The organism is Mesobacillus maritimus (genome assembly GCF_023715205.1).
In the GTDB taxonomy this organism is placed as follows: Bacteria; Bacillota; Bacilli; order Bacillales; family Cytobacillaceae; genus Mesobacillus_B; species Mesobacillus_B maritimus_C.
On the sequence record NZ_JAMBNR010000006.1, the window covers coordinates 22,497 to 40,715 of the forward strand.

Annotated in this window: 16 protein-coding genes; 3 read left to right on the forward strand and 13 right to left on the reverse strand. The window is 37.9% G+C overall.

Annotated features, from left to right (window positions below; translation table 11 throughout):
- Window positions 1-736: 736 nt before the first annotated feature.
- The 5 genes from M3182_RS09855 to M3182_RS09875 all read right to left on the reverse strand — a co-directional run bounded on the left by M3182_RS09855 (window position 737) and on the right by M3182_RS09875 (window position 6,728).
- Entirely contained in the window at window positions 737-2,122 is a 1,386-nt protein-coding gene (locus tag M3182_RS09855; RefSeq protein ID WP_251436532.1) for a hemolysin family protein, read from the reverse strand.
- A gap of 369 nt (window positions 2,123-2,491) precedes the next feature.
- Window positions 2,492-3,049, reverse strand: a complete 558-nt coding sequence (locus M3182_RS09860; RefSeq protein ID WP_251557928.1) for a GNAT family N-acetyltransferase — start codon at window positions 3,047-3,049, stop codon at window positions 2,492-2,494.
- Window positions 3,050-3,187: 138 nt separating this feature from the next.
- Window positions 3,188-4,342 carry a histidine kinase N-terminal domain-containing protein gene (locus M3182_RS09865; protein ID WP_251436526.1) on the reverse strand — a complete coding sequence of 385 codons (1,155 nt, stop codon included), beginning with the start codon at window positions 4,340-4,342 and terminating at the stop codon, window positions 3,188-3,190.
- A gap of 142 nt (window positions 4,343-4,484) precedes the next feature.
- A complete protein-coding gene (locus M3182_RS09870) occupies window positions 4,485-5,357 on the reverse strand; it encodes a cation diffusion facilitator family transporter (protein ID WP_251436523.1) in 873 nt (290 codons plus the stop codon).
- Between the two features lie 1,059 nt (window positions 5,358-6,416).
- Window positions 6,417-6,728: an HPr family phosphocarrier protein gene (locus M3182_RS09875; protein ID WP_251436520.1), complete on the reverse strand. Its 312-nt coding sequence runs from the start codon at window positions 6,726-6,728 to the stop codon at window positions 6,417-6,419.
- Window positions 6,729-6,876: 148 nt separating this feature from the next.
- Here M3182_RS09875 and iadA point away from each other — a divergent pair, with 148 nt between their 5' ends.
- Together iadA and fumC are read left to right on the forward strand one after the other, a co-directional pair.
- Window positions 6,877-8,052: a beta-aspartyl-peptidase gene (iadA, locus tag M3182_RS09880; RefSeq protein WP_251436517.1), complete on the forward strand. Its 1,176-nt coding sequence runs from the start codon at window positions 6,877-6,879 to the stop codon at window positions 8,050-8,052.
- A gap of 311 nt (window positions 8,053-8,363) precedes the next feature.
- Entirely contained in the window at window positions 8,364-9,779 is a 1,416-nt protein-coding gene (gene fumC / locus M3182_RS09885) for a class II fumarate hydratase (protein ID WP_251558111.1), read from the forward strand.
- 81 nt (window positions 9,780-9,860) lie between these two features.
- Here fumC and M3182_RS09890 read toward each other — a convergent pair whose 3' ends face one another.
- Window positions 9,861-10,061, reverse strand: a complete 201-nt coding sequence (locus M3182_RS09890) for an alpha/beta-type small acid-soluble spore protein (RefSeq protein WP_251436509.1) — start codon at window positions 10,059-10,061, stop codon at window positions 9,861-9,863.
- A gap of 311 nt (window positions 10,062-10,372) precedes the next feature.
- Between M3182_RS09890 and M3182_RS09895 the strand changes: the two genes are divergently transcribed.
- Window positions 10,373-10,615, forward strand: a complete 243-nt coding sequence (locus M3182_RS09895; protein WP_251436506.1) for a hypothetical protein — start codon at window positions 10,373-10,375, stop codon at window positions 10,613-10,615.
- Window positions 10,616-10,830: 215 nt separating this feature from the next.
- Here M3182_RS09895 and M3182_RS09900 read toward each other — a convergent pair whose 3' ends face one another.
- The 7 genes from M3182_RS09900 to M3182_RS09930 form a co-directional block, all read right to left on the reverse strand.
- The gene (locus M3182_RS09900) at window positions 10,831-11,928 is read right to left on the reverse strand and encodes an ABC transporter ATP-binding protein (RefSeq protein ID WP_251436503.1); all 1,098 of its coding nucleotides are present in this window, start codon (window positions 11,926-11,928) and stop codon (window positions 10,831-10,833) included.
- A gap of 118 nt (window positions 11,929-12,046) precedes the next feature.
- Window positions 12,047-12,949, reverse strand: a complete 903-nt coding sequence (locus M3182_RS09905) for a PucR family transcriptional regulator (protein ID WP_251557930.1) — start codon at window positions 12,947-12,949, stop codon at window positions 12,047-12,049.
- A gap of 188 nt (window positions 12,950-13,137) precedes the next feature.
- On the reverse strand, window positions 13,138-13,350 hold the full coding sequence (locus M3182_RS09910) for a YheE family protein (RefSeq protein WP_251436497.1): 213 nt from the start codon (window positions 13,348-13,350) through the stop codon (window positions 13,138-13,140).
- A gap of 65 nt (window positions 13,351-13,415) precedes the next feature.
- Window positions 13,416-14,588, reverse strand: a complete 1,173-nt coding sequence (locus tag M3182_RS09915; RefSeq protein ID WP_251436494.1) for a YheC/YheD family endospore coat-associated protein — start codon at window positions 14,586-14,588, stop codon at window positions 13,416-13,418.
- The gene (locus tag M3182_RS09920) at window positions 14,585-15,949 is read right to left on the reverse strand and encodes a YheC/YheD family endospore coat-associated protein (RefSeq protein WP_251557932.1); all 1,365 of its coding nucleotides are present in this window, start codon (window positions 15,947-15,949) and stop codon (window positions 14,585-14,587) included. The genes M3182_RS09915 and M3182_RS09920 overlap by 4 nt, the downstream gene beginning before the upstream one ends.
- Entirely contained in the window at window positions 15,927-17,030 is a 1,104-nt protein-coding gene (locus M3182_RS09925; RefSeq protein ID WP_251436489.1) for a YheC/YheD family endospore coat-associated protein, read from the reverse strand. Before M3182_RS09925 ends, M3182_RS09920 begins: the two co-directional genes overlap by 23 nt.
- Window positions 17,030-18,124 carry a YheC/YheD family endospore coat-associated protein gene (locus M3182_RS09930; RefSeq protein WP_251436488.1) on the reverse strand — a complete coding sequence of 365 codons (1,095 nt, stop codon included), beginning with the start codon at window positions 18,122-18,124 and terminating at the stop codon, window positions 17,030-17,032. Before M3182_RS09930 ends, M3182_RS09925 begins: the two co-directional genes overlap by 1 nt.
- Between the last annotated feature and the right edge of the window lie 95 nt (window positions 18,125-18,219).

The window sequence follows — 18,219 nt, forward strand, 5'->3', positions numbered from 1 at the left end:
TTCGACGAGTTTTTTTATGGATTTAGTTGACTGAAAACTTATCAAACTCACGAAATGGGTTAATCGTTAATAGCATCTTTATTTAAATAAACTGAGCCTCTCACAAAATCTTCGAAATTTCTCCAGCCCGCTTGTTTCGAGTGTTTAACAGCTTTTTCCACCCATGTCTTGTTAAGTAGTTCACAAAATCGTTGTGATTATCATGATTACTCATTGGAAAAAACGTTATATTTAGAATGAAATAGCTTCCCATACTTAGGAAAATTAGTCGAGGACATTCCAAAAGCATTTAGAATTGATTTACATTCGGGAGTTAATTGAATACCCCGAAATTGATTTTGTCTATATTGAGAGAATTGATAAAATAATGCCACTGCCCGAAAGTGTAAAGGCCATTAATCTGGAAAAGTTAAAACGAGAGACGGAAAATGTAAATGAATACAGCATTTGTGGGAAACATGAGCTAAAGTGGGAGGTCAAAAAAATTACGCAAATATTTTCTCGCTAGCTTTTATTGGGTTAGAGCTTCTTATTGCTGATAAAATTGTCAGTGTGAAGAATAAATATAAAGAATCCTTGCAATGGATTGCCAATATAAAAGAGAAAACTTCGAGAACATAAAAAAAAAATCGCCTGAGGGGCGATTTTTTTAGTTGGTGATTTAGAAATAATTTTAACCTCAAATCAGCCCAGCCGAAAATTTGCTAAGCCATTTTGAGGTTGGTTGCTTTCTAATTTAAGAAAGTACTTCTGAGTTAGAAATTGGAAAAGACTCTCGATTCTCTAGTTTCAATGAGTTTCTAGTTGGCTCAGATGGTACCAGTTGTTCTTCTAGTTTTGTGACTTCAATATATTTAATATGATGGTCTTCCATCTCAAGGATATTAAATGAAAATTGATCAAAGGTTAAACTGTCTCCTTGTTTTACATTGAAGTTTTCCGTCAACATCCAACCACCAACCGTATCGAACTCGCCTTCTTCAACCTCAATTCCTAGAAGTTCATTTAATTCTGAGACTAGCAGTTTGGCGTCGATAATAAACTGCCCTTCCTCCACTTTTTGAACCATTGGAACTTCATCCATATCAAACTCATCGCGAATCTCGCCGACGATTTCTTCAAGAATATCTTCGACTGTAACCAGCCCTGAAGTACCCCCATATTCATCCATTAGAATGGCCATGTGAATGCGGTCTTTCTGCATTTTGACCAATAAATCATGGATGGGAATGGTATCAATCACTCGAATAATGGGACGACTATAATCAGCCAGGGTTTTTTGTTTCGTTTGAGGATTGGTGATTAAGTCAGTCATTATTTCTTTTATATTAACTAGACCATTTATATGGTCTTTATCACCGTCAATGACAGGGTAGCGAGTGAATTTTTCCTCTTTGATTACATTAAGGAAATTCTCGAGTGTTTCTTCTTGTGACATTGAAACAATCTCTGTACGTGGTACCATAATTTCTTTTGCAATTCGATTGTCAAATTCAAAAATTTTATTTACATACTTAAACTCTGATTGGTTTATCTCGCCACTTTTAAAGCTTTCAGACAGAATGACGCGAAGTTCTTCCTCAGAGTGAGCAAGTTCGTGTTCTGATACAGTTTTCAGCCCTACAGAATGAGTTAAAATTCGAGCGGAACGTTTCAAAGCCCAAATAAATGGGTACATAATTCTATAGAACCATGTAAGCGGACGTGCAGCAAAAAGAGTAACCTTTTCTGCCTTTTGGACAGCAAGAGTCTTTGGGGCAAGTTCACCCGCAACGACGTGCACGAATGTAATCAAAACAAAGGCAATTCCAATCGATAGGATATGGCTTGCACCAGCTAAGAGTGGAGCATTAGCTAATACTGGTTCTAACATTTTGGCAACAGTTTTTTCTCCGAGCCATCCGATCGCCAGTGTAGCAACCGTTATCCCCAGTTGGCAAGCCAGCAAATATTCATCTAGGTTGGAAGTTACTTTCTTAGCTATACGTGCACTTCTTTTTCCTTCTTCAATTAACTGATCAATTCTGGAACTTCTCACTTTCACAATCGCAAATTCTGAAACTACAAAAAATGCTGTAAAAGCAATTAAAATGGCTATCCAAACCAAGTTAAATATGTCCAAATAGATCCCTTATCCTGCAAAATCTTACAGGTAAGGAGTCACCTCCCGATAAACTAAAATTAAATCTTAACTTTCAAGTACAAAGTATTTAATTTTCATAAAAAATGAGCTTATTAGAATCCCCTTTACCGCCAGCTTAATATTACTATTTCGGCAGTGAAAAGGGGAGTTAATCCCGTTTCAATACCGAAGTTGTAGCGGTTAGGACATTCATTTGGAATACCCCATCCTATCACCTCAGCTTTTTATTTTAACTATTATTATACCATATATCGAGATTACTCGCTTAACTTATAATAGTGTATGAGTGTGGGGGATAGTATATGTGGTATCAACATGAATCTGCCTGGAAAATATTTCATTAGAGTATTATCTTTTGTGAATGAGGTTCGACCATTCCCTTTCCAACATGCTATAAAGAATTAGGTCATGGTAAGAACCATATAAATTCTCTCCATCCCGAATGACTCCTTCACGAACGAAACCAAGGCGTTCTGGAATAGCCCGGCTTTTATGGTTCCCTACCCCGCAACGAATTTCAACTCGATTTAACCCTAAGACAAAAAAGGAATGATTCAGTAATGCTTTGACAGTTCGTGTCATGATTCCTTTTCCTTGGGCGTTCTGTGCTAGGTAATAACCAATACTGGTTTGAGCGTTATTCCAGTCGATTTGATGGAGACCGATACTCCCAACTAAATGTCCTTTATAGCGTATACCGAGATTGAAGCCATTATTGTCAGCAAATTGTTTTAACCACATCGGAATAATGCCATGATATGCCGCTGGTGAGGTCATATGGTCGACCCAGGGAAGCCATTCGCGTAAATAAAGTCGGTTCGAGTCAACAAGCCAATAAAGCTCTGTTGCGTGGCGAAGTTCAAATAATTGTAATTCGATGTCTTCATCAACTGTCAAGGTAAACATGATCTCATCCCCCACACTTAGTTGTCTGAATTTTTAATTATTATAAGATTAGTATAACCGAAATTTGGAGAACTGTATATTGCTATCCTATGCAGGTAAGGACAAAACCCGTGAATCAACTGGATCACGGGTGAATTCTCAATATTCATTTACTTGTTTTTCGTTTTTTGGCTGTGTGGCAAGGGGGAGGAGAATAATGAACTCAGTACGATCCTGTACCGAAGAACACGCTAAAAAACCTTTATGTTTTTCAATGATTTCACGAGAGACAAATAATCCAAGTCCTGTACCGAGCTTTTTAGTAGTCACGAAAGGTTCAAAAATGGATTTAACCATATTTTCGGGGATTGCAGGACCATTGTTAGCAATTTCTAATTTGATTTTAGAATCATTGACAGTATAGGCACGGATTTCAATTTTGGGATCATCCCGATACTGGCTTAGGACATCTATTGCATTAAAAATGATGTTTATTAAAACTTGTCTAATTTCATCTGCATAGCCAATCAATTCCATTTCCTCTGGAGCCTCTTTTACTATTTTCACCTTAGCATCTAAAATGCTTGGATAGAGAAATGACAATACTTCCTCAATCATTTGATTGAGGGAGAAGCGGGTCTTCTCTTTACCGATTAGCTCTTTTTTGGATAACAGTAAGAATTGAGAAATCCGAAAATTCAACTGATCTAATTCATTTTTGATAATATCTAAATACTTCATATCTGGGTTATCTGCTTGTAACAGTTGGATAAAACCTTGAATCGATGTAAGTGGATTACGGAATTCATGAATAAAACTTGAAGTCATTTGCCCCAAAAGAGTGAGCCTATCTTTATGAGTTGAGTTGATGAATTCTGTTTTCTCCTCGATAATTCGGTTTTTATGTTCAGAGTAGTAAGAAACAGATTTATAAAGGAAATGGTCGAAATAATCGTTTACCCGATAGATGATATCTTGAAGTTGCATTCCCTCCAAGTTCAATTTGGGTAGCCGCGAAAATAGGATTGAGCGACCTAAATTGACATTATAGACAAAGTTTCCAATATTATTGCTCGATTTAGCACGTTCATTTCCGACCTTAATTGCCAACTCTTCAATCGTAGACTTTTGTTCGTCTTCTGTCTTTGAAAACATCTCTAGGATGATGGTAAACATATGAACTGCATTTTCATAAAATTTATCTTTATATGGGTCTTCATCATCGACAATAATTTTATGTTTCCATTCAGTTAATAAAGAATCTTTTTCCTCTTCCAAAAAATCCATTAGCCTTTTTTGGGTGATAGCTTGCATGGCGTCCTCCCTCACTTCACCTATTCGGTAATAAATACATTCTTTGTTTAAGGTAGAAAATCCTTTGAAAAGAGAGAAAAAGTCGCTAATAAAAAAACTGCCAGTTGATCGCTGGCAGTTATCAATAGAGGGAAAAATGAAATTAATCAATAGTAACAGGTTCAATATGGATCGTTGCACTTTGAACATTGCATTCTTTTTCAAGTCTATACTCAACTTTTTCCGATATTTCATGTCCCTCAATGACATTTAAATTCGGGTTGACTCTAATTGTTGCTTCTACCAATACTTGATTGCCATGCATCCTTGCTTTAATATCCGTAACCTCTTTTACTCCATTTATATTTTGGACTGTATGTTTAATGTGCTCTAAAGAATGAACATCAAATCCATCCGTTAATGTATGGGTGGCTTCATAGAAAATCGACCACGCAGTTTTACAAATAATCACACCAACAATAATTCCAGCAATCGTATCAATGGAAGGTACTCCTAATTGTGCACCCATGATTCCAATAAAAGCCCCAACGCTAACAAGCGCATCCGAACGGTTATCATAGGCTATCGCACGAATGCTAGAGCTGTTAATTTTCTGACTCAAACTTAAATTATAACGAGAAATACCATACATTGCAGCGGCACATATAAGTGCTACCCAGGCCGCCACCATATCAGGTGTCGCCGTTTGTTGTCTGAAGATGGACTGAATACCGTCGAGAATAACCTGAAGACCGACTGTCACCATGATAAATGAGGCAATTAATGAAGCAATCGATTCTGCACGATAATGTCCATATAAATGATTTTGGTCGGCGGGTTTCCGTGAAATCCGAAGACCAATTAAAACTGCAACGGAGGCAATAATGTCCGTACTATTATTTAAACCGTCTGCCCAAAGAGCGTCTGATTGCCAAATGGCTCCGGCTGTGAGTTTGACTGCAGCGAGGACGAGATAAGCGATGATGCTTATCCAAGCTCCTTTTTCACCAGATTTTATTTGTTCATCTCTTTCCATGTCTTTTCCTCCAACTATCTTATGTACATTCAAATCTATCAAAACAAACCTTAGTGGGACTATAGAAACAATTTGTGATGAGGGCAGAAGTATTGACTCACTGAAACACTTTTTTAAAAGGACATTCGTGTTGTTTGAATCTTATGATTGTGAAGTTTAATGAGTAAAATGATCAGTTCTGTTTCAGAAACAAGAATAAACGAATAGGCATTAGTTTTAACTAAGATTGCTTTAAGCATACCAAGCGATTACCGCTGTTTAAGTTTCCCTATTTTCACCTTCTTAAACCAATTTTAGGAGTATAAGCCTGGTTTTCTTTATCGAGTATAAGGATTCTCGCTGGAATGTACCTAGCAATAATTAACGAGTGAGCTTTGTTAAAGCTAATCTTTGGTTAAATAAAGCTGAGAATAAATCAAACTGAGATGGCTTTGCTTAGCTCGCAAAGAAATATGAAAGGTGGATTACCATACTAAAACATTGAAATTAGGAGAAAAAGCACGAATTAAAAATAAAACCGGTACAAATAAATTTATACGGAAAAGGTACTAGCTAGGAATATGTGAAGTTTCTGAAGTATGTATAAAATGTTATATGCCTTTCGGAGGGCAATAATGGTAGGGTCCCATGCGGGCAATGTGTAGCCATCCGGAAAAATGGAACAAACATATCGAATAAAAAAACTCAATAAAAAAAGCGACCGGCTTACTCAATTGGGATGTTTTGGCCATTGCTTACGCTTTGCTGTTCTTGATTTATCAAGGAGAAATAATACTCGGTTCATCATAGAAAGGAGTTGTGACGGATGCTTACAAATATAGTGATTGGCGGGATGATGATTTTTGGATACTTTGAATAGGTTTTATATCGGTTTATTAGCAATCAAGAAAAGGGGAATATGCAACATATTCAATAAAAAATTCATGTAGTACTAGTAGCTGTTGTCCTCAGCAAACTAAGGGAGAATAGGTGTAAATGGGAAGGGAAATCCATCCTTCCCATATTATATTGGGGAAGTACAGGGAGAGGACGAATAATTGAAGTAGTAAGGTGAATCATTTAAATAGTATCTGATGATTCAATGAGCTGTCCTTTCCCGCAATAGTTCTGTTCATTTGTGAGTATTTTGTAAACGTTTTCAAGTTCGGTTTTTGGATTTGTTCCTTCAATGATAATTTTGAGTGCAGTATGAGGTTCGACGGTTAATAAAAAGGAAACAAGTTTAGTAAGTGATGAAGCGTCAACCACTTTCTGCTTACTAGCTAAAAAGATAGTTCCATTCATTTGTTTAAAAACTTGGTGGATTTCAAGCATTTGTCTAAAGGAATAACGTCTTTGGACAATTAGATGGGATGAAACAACCTCATTCATTTTTTATTTGGCTCCTTTTTCTAGTCTAGTTATTTTCATTTACCCTTTTGAAAAGATGCATAAACTAGGCAAAAGGTCGGATTAATGGTATTTAATTGTAAAGAATAGGATATGTTTAGGTCGTAGAAGTGAAGAGGGAGGAAGTCCAGTGTTAACAATTATTAAAAATGGTGAAGTGTACGCCCCAAACTTCTTAGGGCAAAAAGATATTCTACTAATTGGAGATAAAATTGGGGCAATAGCTGACAAGATTGAGAAGCCCACAGACTTTGTAGAGGTTCAAGTGGTCGATGCTACGAACAAACTAGTGGTACCGGGATTTATTGATGGACATGTCCATATTATTGGCGGTGGAGGAGAAGGAGGTTACAAAACAAGAACACCAGAAATTCAATTGAACGAAATTCTTCTTGCTGGGGTAACCACCATTGTTGGTGTTATTGGAACGGATGGGACTACACGTACGATGACTTCTTTGATTGCAAAAGCCCGAGCGCTAGAGGAAGAGGGGATATCATGTTATGTCCTTACGGGATCCTATCAGGTACCTGTTAAGACATTAATGGGCAAAATTGAGGATGATTTAATCCTAATCGATAAGATTATTGGGGCTGGTGAGATTGCAATTGCTGATCATCGTTCATCACAGCCGACGGTCGAGGAGTTAGCTAAGATTGGTTCAGCGGCAAGAATCGGTGGAATGTTATCTGGAAAATCTGGAATCGTTAATATCCATGTTGGTGATAGTCCTAGTCATCTAGATTTGATTGAAAAAGTGGTCGCAAAAACGGACATCCCTATTCAGCAGTTTTATCCTACCCATATAAATCGAAATGCTCCTCTTTTTGAGGCTGGGATTGCTTATGCTAAGAAAGGGGGAAATGTTGATTTTACGACCAGTTCCATTCCAAAATTTATTGAAGAAGGAGAAGTAAAATGTAGCACAGCCTTGCGGAAAATGCTTGAGGCAGGTGTCGACTTATCAAGAATAACTTTTACCTCAGACGCTCAAGGTAGTTTACCTGATTTTGATCCATCAGGTGAACTCATCGGATTAAAAATTGGCCAAATCTCTTCCTTGTTTGATGAAGTGCGAGACAGTGTTATTAAAGAGGAAATTCCACTTATGCAAGCTTTACAAGTTATTACTAAAAACCCTGCTGAGCGATTGAAATTAACCCAAAAAGGAATAATTATGGAAGGAAAAGATGCGGATATCGTTCTGCTACAAAAAGAAGACTTAATCATTGACACTGTTATCTCCAAAGGGAAGGTTATGGTTGAAAACCAAGTGGTAAAGATAAAAGGAACTTTTGATTCGTAATTTCGATACTCCGTTCAGAAAAGATTCACAAAAATGTTTTAAACGGTTTTAATTCCCTATGATAAATTATGTTAGTTTAAAGAAAAGAGAAGTCGTAGGGAGGTAGAAGGGGTGGAGCTGTTCTCAATTACTCTCAGTATCGCTAGCATAATGGTTTTAATTTATTTTATTGGACATTCGATTGCTGATAAATCGAACTAACAAAAAGGCTGAAGCTTAAATTTAAGCTTCAGCCTTTTTGCTGACTTTAACCAGAGTCAGATATTTAGCTTTCCTCCTTTATTTTTAAGATACGCATATAACTGGTTATGATGGGTAATAAGGATACAGAAGAAGGAGGAATTCACTTGGAGAATTATCGGATTGAAAGAGATACTATCGGTGAAATTAAAGTACCTGTAGGAAAGTACTGGGGAGCACAGACCCAAAGAAGTAAACAAAACTTTAAAATCGGATCCGAAATCATGCCGATTGAAGTTATTTATGCCTTTGCACACATAAAAAAAGCAGCAGCGAAGGTTAATGCTTCGTTAGGAAACCTTAATAAAAATAAAAGCACTGCCATTATGTCTGCCTGTGATGAAATCATTAATGGGAACTGGGATGAGCATTTTCCCCTTGTTGTATGGCAAACGGGAAGCGGTACGCAAACCAATATGAATGTAAATGAGGTTATCGCTCGAAGAGGAATGGAAATAATGGAGAAGCAAGGAGTTAGTGAAAATATCCATCCAAATGATGATGTTAACATGGCTCAAAGTTCAAATGATACTTTTCCTACGGCAATGCATATTGCAGCTTTACAGTCAGTTACCCAACAATTACTACCAGTACTTAACGAATTAATTGCTACTCTGCAAACGAAAGAAGATGAATTCTCTGGAATCATTAAAATAGGCAGAACACATCTCCAAGACGCGACCCCGTTAACATTAAGTCAGGAGGTTAGTGGATGGCGCGCAATGGTAGAAAAGGACAAAAAAATGATTGAAAGCACGCTAGTATACCTTCAGGATCTTGCCATTGGAGGGACAGCAGTTGGTACAGGAATTAATGCAGATAAAAAGTTTGGGGAGTTAATGGCACAGGAAATTTCAAAGCAAACTTATTTGAGCTTTCAATCAGCACCAAATAAATTTCAAGCGCTAACCTCGCATGATGAATTGGTTCATCTTCACGGAGCGTTAAAAGCTTTAGCCGCTGATTTGATGAAAATTGCCAATGATGTGCGCTGGCTTGCGAGTGGACCAAGAAGTGGCATTGGGGAGCTTACCATTCCTGCAAATGAACCGGGAAGTTCGATTATGCCTGGTAAGGTGAACCCAACTCAAAGCGAAGCCTTGACTATGATAGCCACGCAAGTATTCGGAAATGATGCGACCATTGGATTTGCTGCTAGCCAAGGAAATTTTGAGTTGAACGTATTTAAACCAGTTATTATTTATAACTTTCTTCAAAGTGTGAAACTGTTAGCGGATGGGATGAAGAGTTTCCATGATAAATGTGTCGTGGGAATTGTTGCAAACACAGAAACCATTAAAGCCAACTTAGAAAATTCATTAATGCTAGTAACTGCGCTCAATCCATATATTGGCTATGAAAAGGCTGCTAAAATAGCCAAATTAGCTTATAACGAAAATCTTACCTTAAGAGAAGCTGCTATTAAAACAGGATTTTTAACTGAAGAGGAATATGACAAGTGGGTCAGACCGGATAACATGATTTAACAAAATGTAAGCCCCCTTCTTAAAGAAGGGGGCTTAGCCATTCTATAATTTAATTTTACTTACCTTACTGATCTTACTTAATTAGCGCTGTGTACCGCTCATTTGTTGCTGCGCCATGCTTACAAGACGCTTAGTGATTTCTCCACCAACAGAACCGTTAGCACGAGAAGTAGTTTCTGCTCCAAGATTTACACCAAATTCTGAAGCAATTTCATACTTCATTTGCTCAAGAGCTTGCTCAACACCAGGAACCAATAATTGATTAGAATTGTTACTTGCCATTAATGTTTCCTCCTTTGTGTTTTCACTAGTTGTTTTTGGGTTAGTATGGACTTGAACCAAGATGACTTTACTAGTCATTGCACCTGCCTAACCCTCGATGTGAATGAAGCTTGCTTTTTGAAAAACTGTTGTGCTGTTTGTGTTGTTATTTTGTTTTGTTGATGTGTTGTTAAGAGTATTATGACTCGAATATCCGGTTCCTATTCAAAAAAAATAAATGGAAATTAATTCCTCATTCTAAACTATTGTACATAAGTAATCTGAGCAAGTTGCAAAATAACTATATGTACAAATAGTAGGAGGAAATGAATATGGGGATGTGTCCAATTTGTAACGGCTTTAGGCAGTTGGAAACCAATTGTCAACAGTGCGGGACCAACATGGTAAACGAAGGACGGGAAGCCGAGTATTATGATGATTATAGTCCATACATGCCGATTGATGAGATGAAGCTAGAAGATGGTTACCCGCAAAATTTTATAAATGAGGAATGCCCACATCTATATGTTTGTCCTAATTGTGGGGCTGACCAAATTATTTTGATAAAAGAATAACCCCCAAGGTTTGGGGGTTATTTCTCTCTAGAAGCAAGGTTGTCCAGCTAAAGTCTATATGCCCCTGAACGAGCGGCTTCCGCTTTTCTATTGTCTAGCTCCAGCGGCTAGGTGCTCGGGTCATAAGTCAATCCGTCTAGAAGGTTAAAGAACAACCTTCTGGCCGGCTCGCCTTATGCCTGTCGCCCCTGAACGAGCCGCTTTCGCTTTTCTTATTATCGGATTCTTAATTCTGTTTCTTTATCGAAGAAGTGAACTTTGTTCATATCTAACGCGAGTTCAAGAGTTTCTCCTGCTGTGATATCTGTACGAGAATCAACACGAGCGATGAAATCTTGTCCTTCAAGAGAAGAATAAACCATAGTTTCTGCACCGTGAAGTTCAGATACATCTACTTTTGCTTTAAATGTAGCACCTTGAGCTGCATCAATGAATACTTGCTCATCATGAAGATCTTCTGGACGTATACCTAGGACAACTTCCTTGCCTACATATCCTTGTTCACGCAATACTTTCATTTTTCCAGCTGGAATCGCAATGGATGTTTTGCCAACTACAAATTTTCCATCTTCCAGTTTTCCGTTGATGAAGTTCATTGCTGGTGAACCAATAAATCCTGCGACAAAGATGTTTTCTGGTTTTTCATAAACATCCTTAGGAGCTCCAACTTGTTGAATGAGTCCATCTTTCATAACAACAAGGCGTGTTGCCATTGTCATCGCTTCTGTTTGGTCATGCGTTACATAGATGGTTGTCGTTTCAAGACGACGGTGTAGTTTCGCGATTTCAGAACGCATTTGAACACGTAATTTTGCATCAAGGTTAGATAATGGCTCGTCCATTAAGAAAACTTTTGCATCACGTACAATTGCACGTCCTAATGCAACACGCTGGCGCTGACCACCAGAAAGTGCTTTCGGCTTACGCTTTAAATATTCTTCAAGTCCAAGAATTTTGGCTGCTTCTTGTACACGACGGTCGATTTCATCTTTAGGAAACTTACGAAGTTTTAATCCAAAAGCCATATTATCATAAACTGTCATATGTGGATAAAGGGCATAGTTTTGGAAAACCATCGCGATGTCACGGTCTTTAGGAGCAACGTCGTTAACACGCTTTCCATCAATATAGAAATCTCCTTTAGAAATTTCCTCGAGACCTGCAATCATACGCAAAGTTGTCGACTTACCACATCCAGAAGGACCAACAAACACAATGAATTCTTTATCTTGAATATGAAGATTAAAGTCTGTAACAGCGGTTACATTATTATCGTAAATTTTATAAATATGATCTAATTTTAACTCGGCCATGATAAAAGCCTCCTCATTAGTGTTTTGTTTCTAAGGTAAGTCTATCAATTGAAAGCGTTTTAATCATCGGCAAAGTGCACAAAAATCGGTTGCCCATTTTTTGTGCACTTTGTGATAGTCAATTTGATTGTTCGGCCAAGAGGCAGGCTAGATAAACCGTTAATGCCTGGTGAAAACCTTTGACATTGACCCCGGTGGACTCTGCGAATTTATCTAATCGGTATTGTAGGGTATTTCGGTGGATATATAGCTTTTTAGCTGCAAGCGAAACATTTGAATTGTTTTCGAGAAAAACTTTCATGGTTTCTAATAGTTCCGGGTCTTCTTTTAAAACCGGAATAATGTCCAAATCCAATAATTTTCTCGGAACAGGGGCGAGATTTACCGCAGAGATAATTGGAAAGACTTTTTCAAAGGTGAATATGCTCTCTTTGGAAAGAAGTGAAATCGACTGCGAAAAGAGATCTCTTTCTAAATAAAAAGAGTCTCGAATTTCCTCTGGGCTTTGTCGCTCTTTTCCTAGAAAGAAAACAATTTTAATAAAAAAATCATTTTCTAGGGTTGTGCTAATGGATTGAAAGTCCTGTTCTTCGTAGTCTAATTCAGTTTGCTCTTGGATGATAATCCCGTTGTTTGAATCGAGCCAAATAAAGGGTGAATCCAAAAAGAACTCTTTAATGGCCTTGTCCCATTCAGCTGAGTCCGTATCTGCATTTTTTATTTGGAATTGAATAAGCCGGGATTTCCCTGCTACAACAGGCGTTGTGTTTCCCTCTTTAAACAAGAAATCCTGCCACTGTCTTTCTTTTCCGGAAAGAGGAGAAGTTTTGAGGGGGTCAATTAATTCATATAAGTAACTAAGTAGTTCTAGTTGCTCTTTGCTAATATCCCCCTTTGGAATCCCAAGCCAAATTGGTTCCTGACGGTTCTCTTTTAACCAATAGTATTGGTCAAACGAGGTTTGTGGAGGTACATGTAGTAGTACTGAATTTTCGAAGTATGTTTGTACTTTATTTAGCATGCTATAAGTCCTTACCATCCTTTTTTACTAATATTCGCATATCGCCGATTAAATAGCCTGTAATCTTTATAGTTGAGCATAAGGGTTTAAGCTAATGATTTTATGTAAAACGCCTTTATTATAGATACTATACCGTTTTTAAGCAAAAGTGAAAACAGACACCTTTTGTGGAGGTGTCTGATGTTTGATTATTTATCATATACATGAAACAACATGAGCTCATGTATTTGACTCTCGAGCTTTTGTTGCTGTTCATCAGTAGGTTGGATGTCTTTCCATTCTATCTGACCATTCTGATGATAAATGCCACTATACTTTTGTTTAAGATAATAAAATGAAAAGCGCCACCCAGGAATATCGGTATTCTCGTAGAGTGGTTTAATTTGAAAATGAGTGAACATTGCTGACTCCCCCCTTGCTTTTATTGTACTGGTTGTCGAAGGGGACAGCAATGATAATAACAAAGCTAGAAATTCGCTTTGTAGAATAATAGTTCAACAATTCTTTGTATGCGTTCCTTTTCAATTTTCTGTTCGTCAAAGGCCATTGGTTTTGAATTCACTTCAAAAAGAACATACTCGCCAGATTGAGTTAAACCTGCATCAATTGAGAATTCCCCAAAATAACCTAATTTCTTAGTGAGTAACGCTCCAATCCTTTTAACAAGCTTAGAGAAAAAAAGGTCATGTTGTTCTGTTCGTACTCGTTCGTAAGGTACCAAAACTCCGCCATTTGGTACATGTGTTGTTAAACTTTGTCTATGAGATTGACGCACACCAACGCCAGTAACTTTGTAGCCTTCCGGACTATCATGGGCGTGTATCCTGAAGTCAAAGCGTTTACCATCAAGTTGTGCAGGTGAAATTTCTACCTGGGCAATATACCGTTTCTTTCGTAAAAGGGCATGTGTTTCTTTCCAAAATGCATTGAATGAAGGGTAGAAGTTTTTTTGTTTATGGTCCATTAAAGCGATTGAACCATCCTTCTGGGTATGAAGTAAGAAAATGCCCTTTCCTCGCGAGGAAAGAGATGGCTTCAAGTATACACCTTGATGCTTTCGTAAAAACTCAGCTAAAACTGTCTCCTCGCTGATCAAAATACTTTTAGGCATTAGAGGCTCTAAGATAGAGTCTTCCTTTACCAATTCATATAGCTTAGCTTTATCAATAAAGAAGGGATTAAAAAAGGGGATGTTCCATTCTTCGAAAAGACGCCTTGCCTGATCGAACGAAGGGGATTCCTCCGTCTTTCTTAGCGGTACTCGGTTGTAAACAACATGTGGAAGTGGAGAAACCACTTGATACCAAGCATCCTGCTCAGGGAGATAGAGGAATCCAGAGATTTGGTTGTTTTTTATTTCTTCAGGAGCAAATACAATGCAAATGCCCCCTTTGGAAATGGCTTCACGCTGTACAGATTTAAAAAGCGGGATATTGCCTAAAATGGCCCCATTTTTTGATAACGAGGCCATAATTCCAATTAGTGGTCCAAGGTTCCCATTTACATTTTTCAAATCGATTGAAAATAAGGTCTTGCCTGTAAAGGAAGGTAGTGGTATTTGATTCGCTCCAAAAGAAAGTCTCTCAGTTGTATCTGTTGGATACCACAATTGATGCCAATGATCATAGCTGATCTTCATTGGAAAAGTTCCTCAGGTTTTGTAATTGCTTTTTCGGCAAGGTAAATTCCAAATTCAATCGATAATTTACGGCTTAGAAGTTCAAATTCTTTTAATTGCGGGTGCTTGAAGATCGAACGACCAGGTTTCGAATTCGCTTCAAAAAGCCAGACTTTTCCATTCTTATCAATGCCTAAGTCGAAACCGATTTCCCCGATAATTCCTTCTACTTGTGTTTCAAGAATTTCACTTAGATAAAGTGCTGCCTCCGATAACTTTTCTCTATAGAGTTCATGTTCTTCGTTCGAAGAGAAAATTTCCTCGAGTGTCTTCACTTCACCACCATAGCTGATATGCGTTGTCGCGCAACCGGCTCCACCAATTTTTCCGGCGATCGCAGCTATTTGCCAATTTCCTGTCTCATCTTTATTGGTATGGACCCTAAAGTCAACGATTCGACCCTCAACTCGCATCAAGTGAATACCCTGCTGCACAATCATATTGGAGAGTTTTCGTTTATAAAATACTTTTTTGAATAAAGTTTCGAGGCTCGGAAATTTGGTGAGTTTTTTATTTCCTTCATGATCTCGGTACCGGCAATAATAATATCCCTCATTGCGGTCATACAAAATTTGGTGGACACCTAAACCTAAACTACCGTTTTCAGGTTTCATGTAAATATGTCCATAGTCAGACAGCATTCTTTCAATGATGGAATACGATGTAAAAGGATATGTTTCTGGTAGAAATTGACTAGCCCCATCGACTTGCTGGAGTCGTTCAAAGATATCCATCTTGCTAAAAAAGCCAGGGTTATACCAAGGAATGAGATAGTCAGTTTGGAGTCTTGTTTTCAGCTCTTGAGTACTTTGTCGTTTTTCAGTTCGGCGATTGGGCAAACGATCGTAGACCACATTCGGAAACGGGACCTCAAGTTTCTTCCAGCCGGTTTCTTCATCATAGAAGTAGCCGTTAATTAGCCCGCGTTTCCAGTCAATATGCTCTTCTCCAAATAGGAATGGAAGAGCGCCAACAACTTTTTTGACGGATAATAATTTAGCAAAAAAAGATGTTCTCTTTCCTAGTGGGCGAAATGGATAAGAAGTAAATCCTGATGTTGAAATCCCAATTAGAGGACCGATAAACAGGGTGTCTTGGTCAATAAAAACATGCAGATAATTTTCTAGGCTTGGAAGGAATAAATCCTTTTGCAGTTTTTCAGTTATCACAATTTTATTTTTATTGTGCGGAAGGCACTCGGCTTCAATTACTTTGTTTCCGAAAGCAATCTTTTCAATCGGGTAGAGAGCCAAGTCACTTGGCAATAGGATTTTATAATCATGATGATTTTTGATTACTTCAATCCGATAACGTTTTTTCACGATGATTCTCCCTCACTTTCCTTCGGTTGTTGGCCAGTTGTTTTCCATATTTTAAGGGTGCTGTATAAAGTGACTCCTCGATTAAAGGAGTAGTTTCAACAATGACCTTTCTTCCCGGTTTTGAATTGATATCTAATATCCAAAGTGAAAGGTCACAAGCTATGCCAATATCAACTCCTAATTCAAATAGGGGCGGATAGTGTTTTTCTAATACATTAGGAAGTTGTAAAACAATCTCGTTTAATTCGGCATTTAGAAATCGGGCTTTTTCATTGGATAATGTATCAATCCAGTTTTGATAGTTTAAAGGTTTGGCACCGACAGTTAAATTAGAAAGGATTCCGTTTTGTTGACCTACTCGAATTCCTCTACCTCTTTCGACCCAACTTCCATCTATGTTTTTTTGTAAAAAAATTCGAACGTCAAACGGTCTATTTTCATGATCAGTAAGTGGAAGGAAGCGCTGTGCTAGATATGATTTTTTATTCAATAGGGTATGAAGCCAATTTATAAAAGGCTGAATAGTAGGATAGGTGGAGTTAACAAGTTCATGTTGTTTTTCGATCACAACTTTAATGGTTTCTTCATTCTTTTCAAGGCAAACAATTCCCATTCCACCTGAACCGATTTCAGGTTTGAGGATCACTTTCTTATAGCGATCTAGGAAGGATAGAACCTGTTGGGCGGTGGAGACTTTTATCGTTTCTGCTACATAAGGGCGTAGTTTCGATGCGAATAGGGTTTGATGTAAATTCCATTTGTTAGGCAACCCGTGGCCAATAAAATCAATATCTTTTCTCGTTTTTAGCCACTTTACAATCGCCATAGATGTCTTCGCAGTCAGCGTATCCGTGTAGAAACACCTATCATATAATATCTCTGGGAGGGGAAACTCCGCTTGTTTCCAAATCGCTTCCTCAGGAGAAAATACCTCTCCGGAAATTAGCTCTGTTATTGGGTGGATATTGGTTGGTTTAAAGCGATAGCAGGTCATCTCCAAGGGTTTAGCCCTTTTCGCAACCTCTGTAAAGTATTGATCTTCTAATTCTGGGTTTAAAGATATAAAACCAAAGGAATACATTATACTTCTCCTTCCGAATCTATTGATATGAGATTGTAACAAGAGTCAACGATTGCTCTTGCAGATGGACGGATTTTTGTTTGTTGTTCTCCTAGGTTTTTTGAAGGCTTTGAATTAATCTCGATAATCCAGAGGTTCCCCTCAACATCGATACCGAGGTCAATTCCTACTTCAATCATCAAACCCGGTACAAACTCGCTTATCGTCTGAGCGCTTTCTAGGGCAAGTTCCTTTAGTAGAGTGATTTTTAGATTAGTATTTTCTTTGCCGAATAAGGAAGTCAAAACCCTTTGCGGACGTAAGAGTTCACCACCAAGAGCAAGGTTAGCGGCAAAATGATTTTCAGCGGAGAGTCTTGCCACGACGGATGAGACACTCCACTCGGGAATTCTTGCTTGATGACAAAGAATTCGAAAATCAACTCTTTTACCTTGATCATGAAGGAGGGGTAGTCCTTGCTGGATGAGATAGGGGATGTTGCGAATTTTCCTATCAAGAGCCTTTTTTAGCTCGTAAAAATCACCAAAACGCTCATAGGTTAATTGGTCTTTTTCTGAGTATGTGAGCTGATATTGATTGTTTTGATTTTTGATCCAAAAAATCCCTCTCCCCTGGCTACCATTAATGGGCTTAATATAAAGTTCCGAATAGTGCTGAATCATCCTAAGAAGTTCAGACTCTCGATATAACTTCGTCTCTGGTAAAAATGGTTGAAGGTTCTTCTTTGTTTCTAACCAACAATGAACCTCCCACTTTGATAGAAAGCGTTGATTGAATACTTTTATATTTAAATCATTACACAATTCTATGAAACTCCGAAATACTTGACTAGCTTCGCTCTTACGCGAGTGAATCCGGTTGTATACCACATCTGGGAAAGGAAGATTTTCCTTTCGCCAAAGACCATCATCATAGTAAAATCCTTTAACACCTTGTTTTGAAATACCTTTCAAGGAAAATACATAGAAAAAACCGTCCTTCTTTGCAACAAGTTCATTTAGCTCCTCGCAAAATGAGTGAACATTTTTAAAGGAAGGTTCTTTCTCATCCTTTTCGGTAATCTCCGTAAGAACAGCAATAATTGGCTTCTTCATTAATTCACCTCATATGTTCTAATTGAGAACAGAAGATAGGCGAAAGCTGATATCGTATCGTATGAAAAAAACGATAGGAGTGTGTCTATAGGTGA

What these genes read in the sequence shown, in the direction of transcription:
- M3182_RS09860 (WP_251557928.1), bottom strand. Translation starts at nt 3,049, where the DNA reads ATGTTTACCTTGACAGTTGATGAAGACATCGAATTACAATTATTTGAA.
- M3182_RS09865 (WP_251436526.1), bottom strand. Translation starts at nt 4,342, where the DNA reads ATGCAAGCTATCACCCAAAAAAGGCTAATGGATTTTTTGGAAGAGGAA.
- M3182_RS09870 (WP_251436523.1), bottom strand. Translation starts at nt 5,357, where the DNA reads ATGGAAAGAGATGAACAAATAAAATCTGGTGAAAAAGGAGCTTGGATA.
- M3182_RS09875 (WP_251436520.1), bottom strand. Translation starts at nt 6,728, where the DNA reads ATGAATGAGGTTGTTTCATCCCATCTAATTGTCCAAAGACGTTATTCC.
- fumC (WP_251558111.1), top strand. Translation starts at nt 8,364, where the DNA reads ATGGGTAATAAGGATACAGAAGAAGGAGGAATTCACTTGGAGAATTAT.
- M3182_RS09890 (WP_251436509.1), bottom strand. Translation starts at nt 10,061, where the DNA reads ATGGCAAGTAACAATTCTAATCAATTATTGGTTCCTGGTGTTGAGCAA.
- M3182_RS09895 (WP_251436506.1), top strand. Translation starts at nt 10,373, where the DNA reads ATGGGGATGTGTCCAATTTGTAACGGCTTTAGGCAGTTGGAAACCAAT.
- M3182_RS09900 (WP_251436503.1), bottom strand. Translation starts at nt 11,928, where the DNA reads ATGGCCGAGTTAAAATTAGATCATATTTATAAAATTTACGATAATAAT.
- M3182_RS09905 (WP_251557930.1), bottom strand. Translation starts at nt 12,949, where the DNA reads ATGCTAAATAAAGTACAAACATACTTCGAAAATTCAGTACTACTACAT.
- M3182_RS09910 (WP_251436497.1), bottom strand. Translation starts at nt 13,350, where the DNA reads ATGTTCACTCATTTTCAAATTAAACCACTCTACGAGAATACCGATATT.
- M3182_RS09915 (WP_251436494.1), bottom strand. Translation starts at nt 14,588, where the DNA reads ATGAAGATCAGCTATGATCATTGGCATCAATTGTGGTATCCAACAGAT.
- M3182_RS09925 (WP_251436489.1), bottom strand. Translation starts at nt 17,030, where the DNA reads ATGTATTCCTTTGGTTTTATATCTTTAAACCCAGAATTAGAAGATCAA.
- M3182_RS09930 (WP_251436488.1), bottom strand. Translation starts at nt 18,124, where the DNA reads ATGAAGAAGCCAATTATTGCTGTTCTTACGGAGATTACCGAAAAGGAT.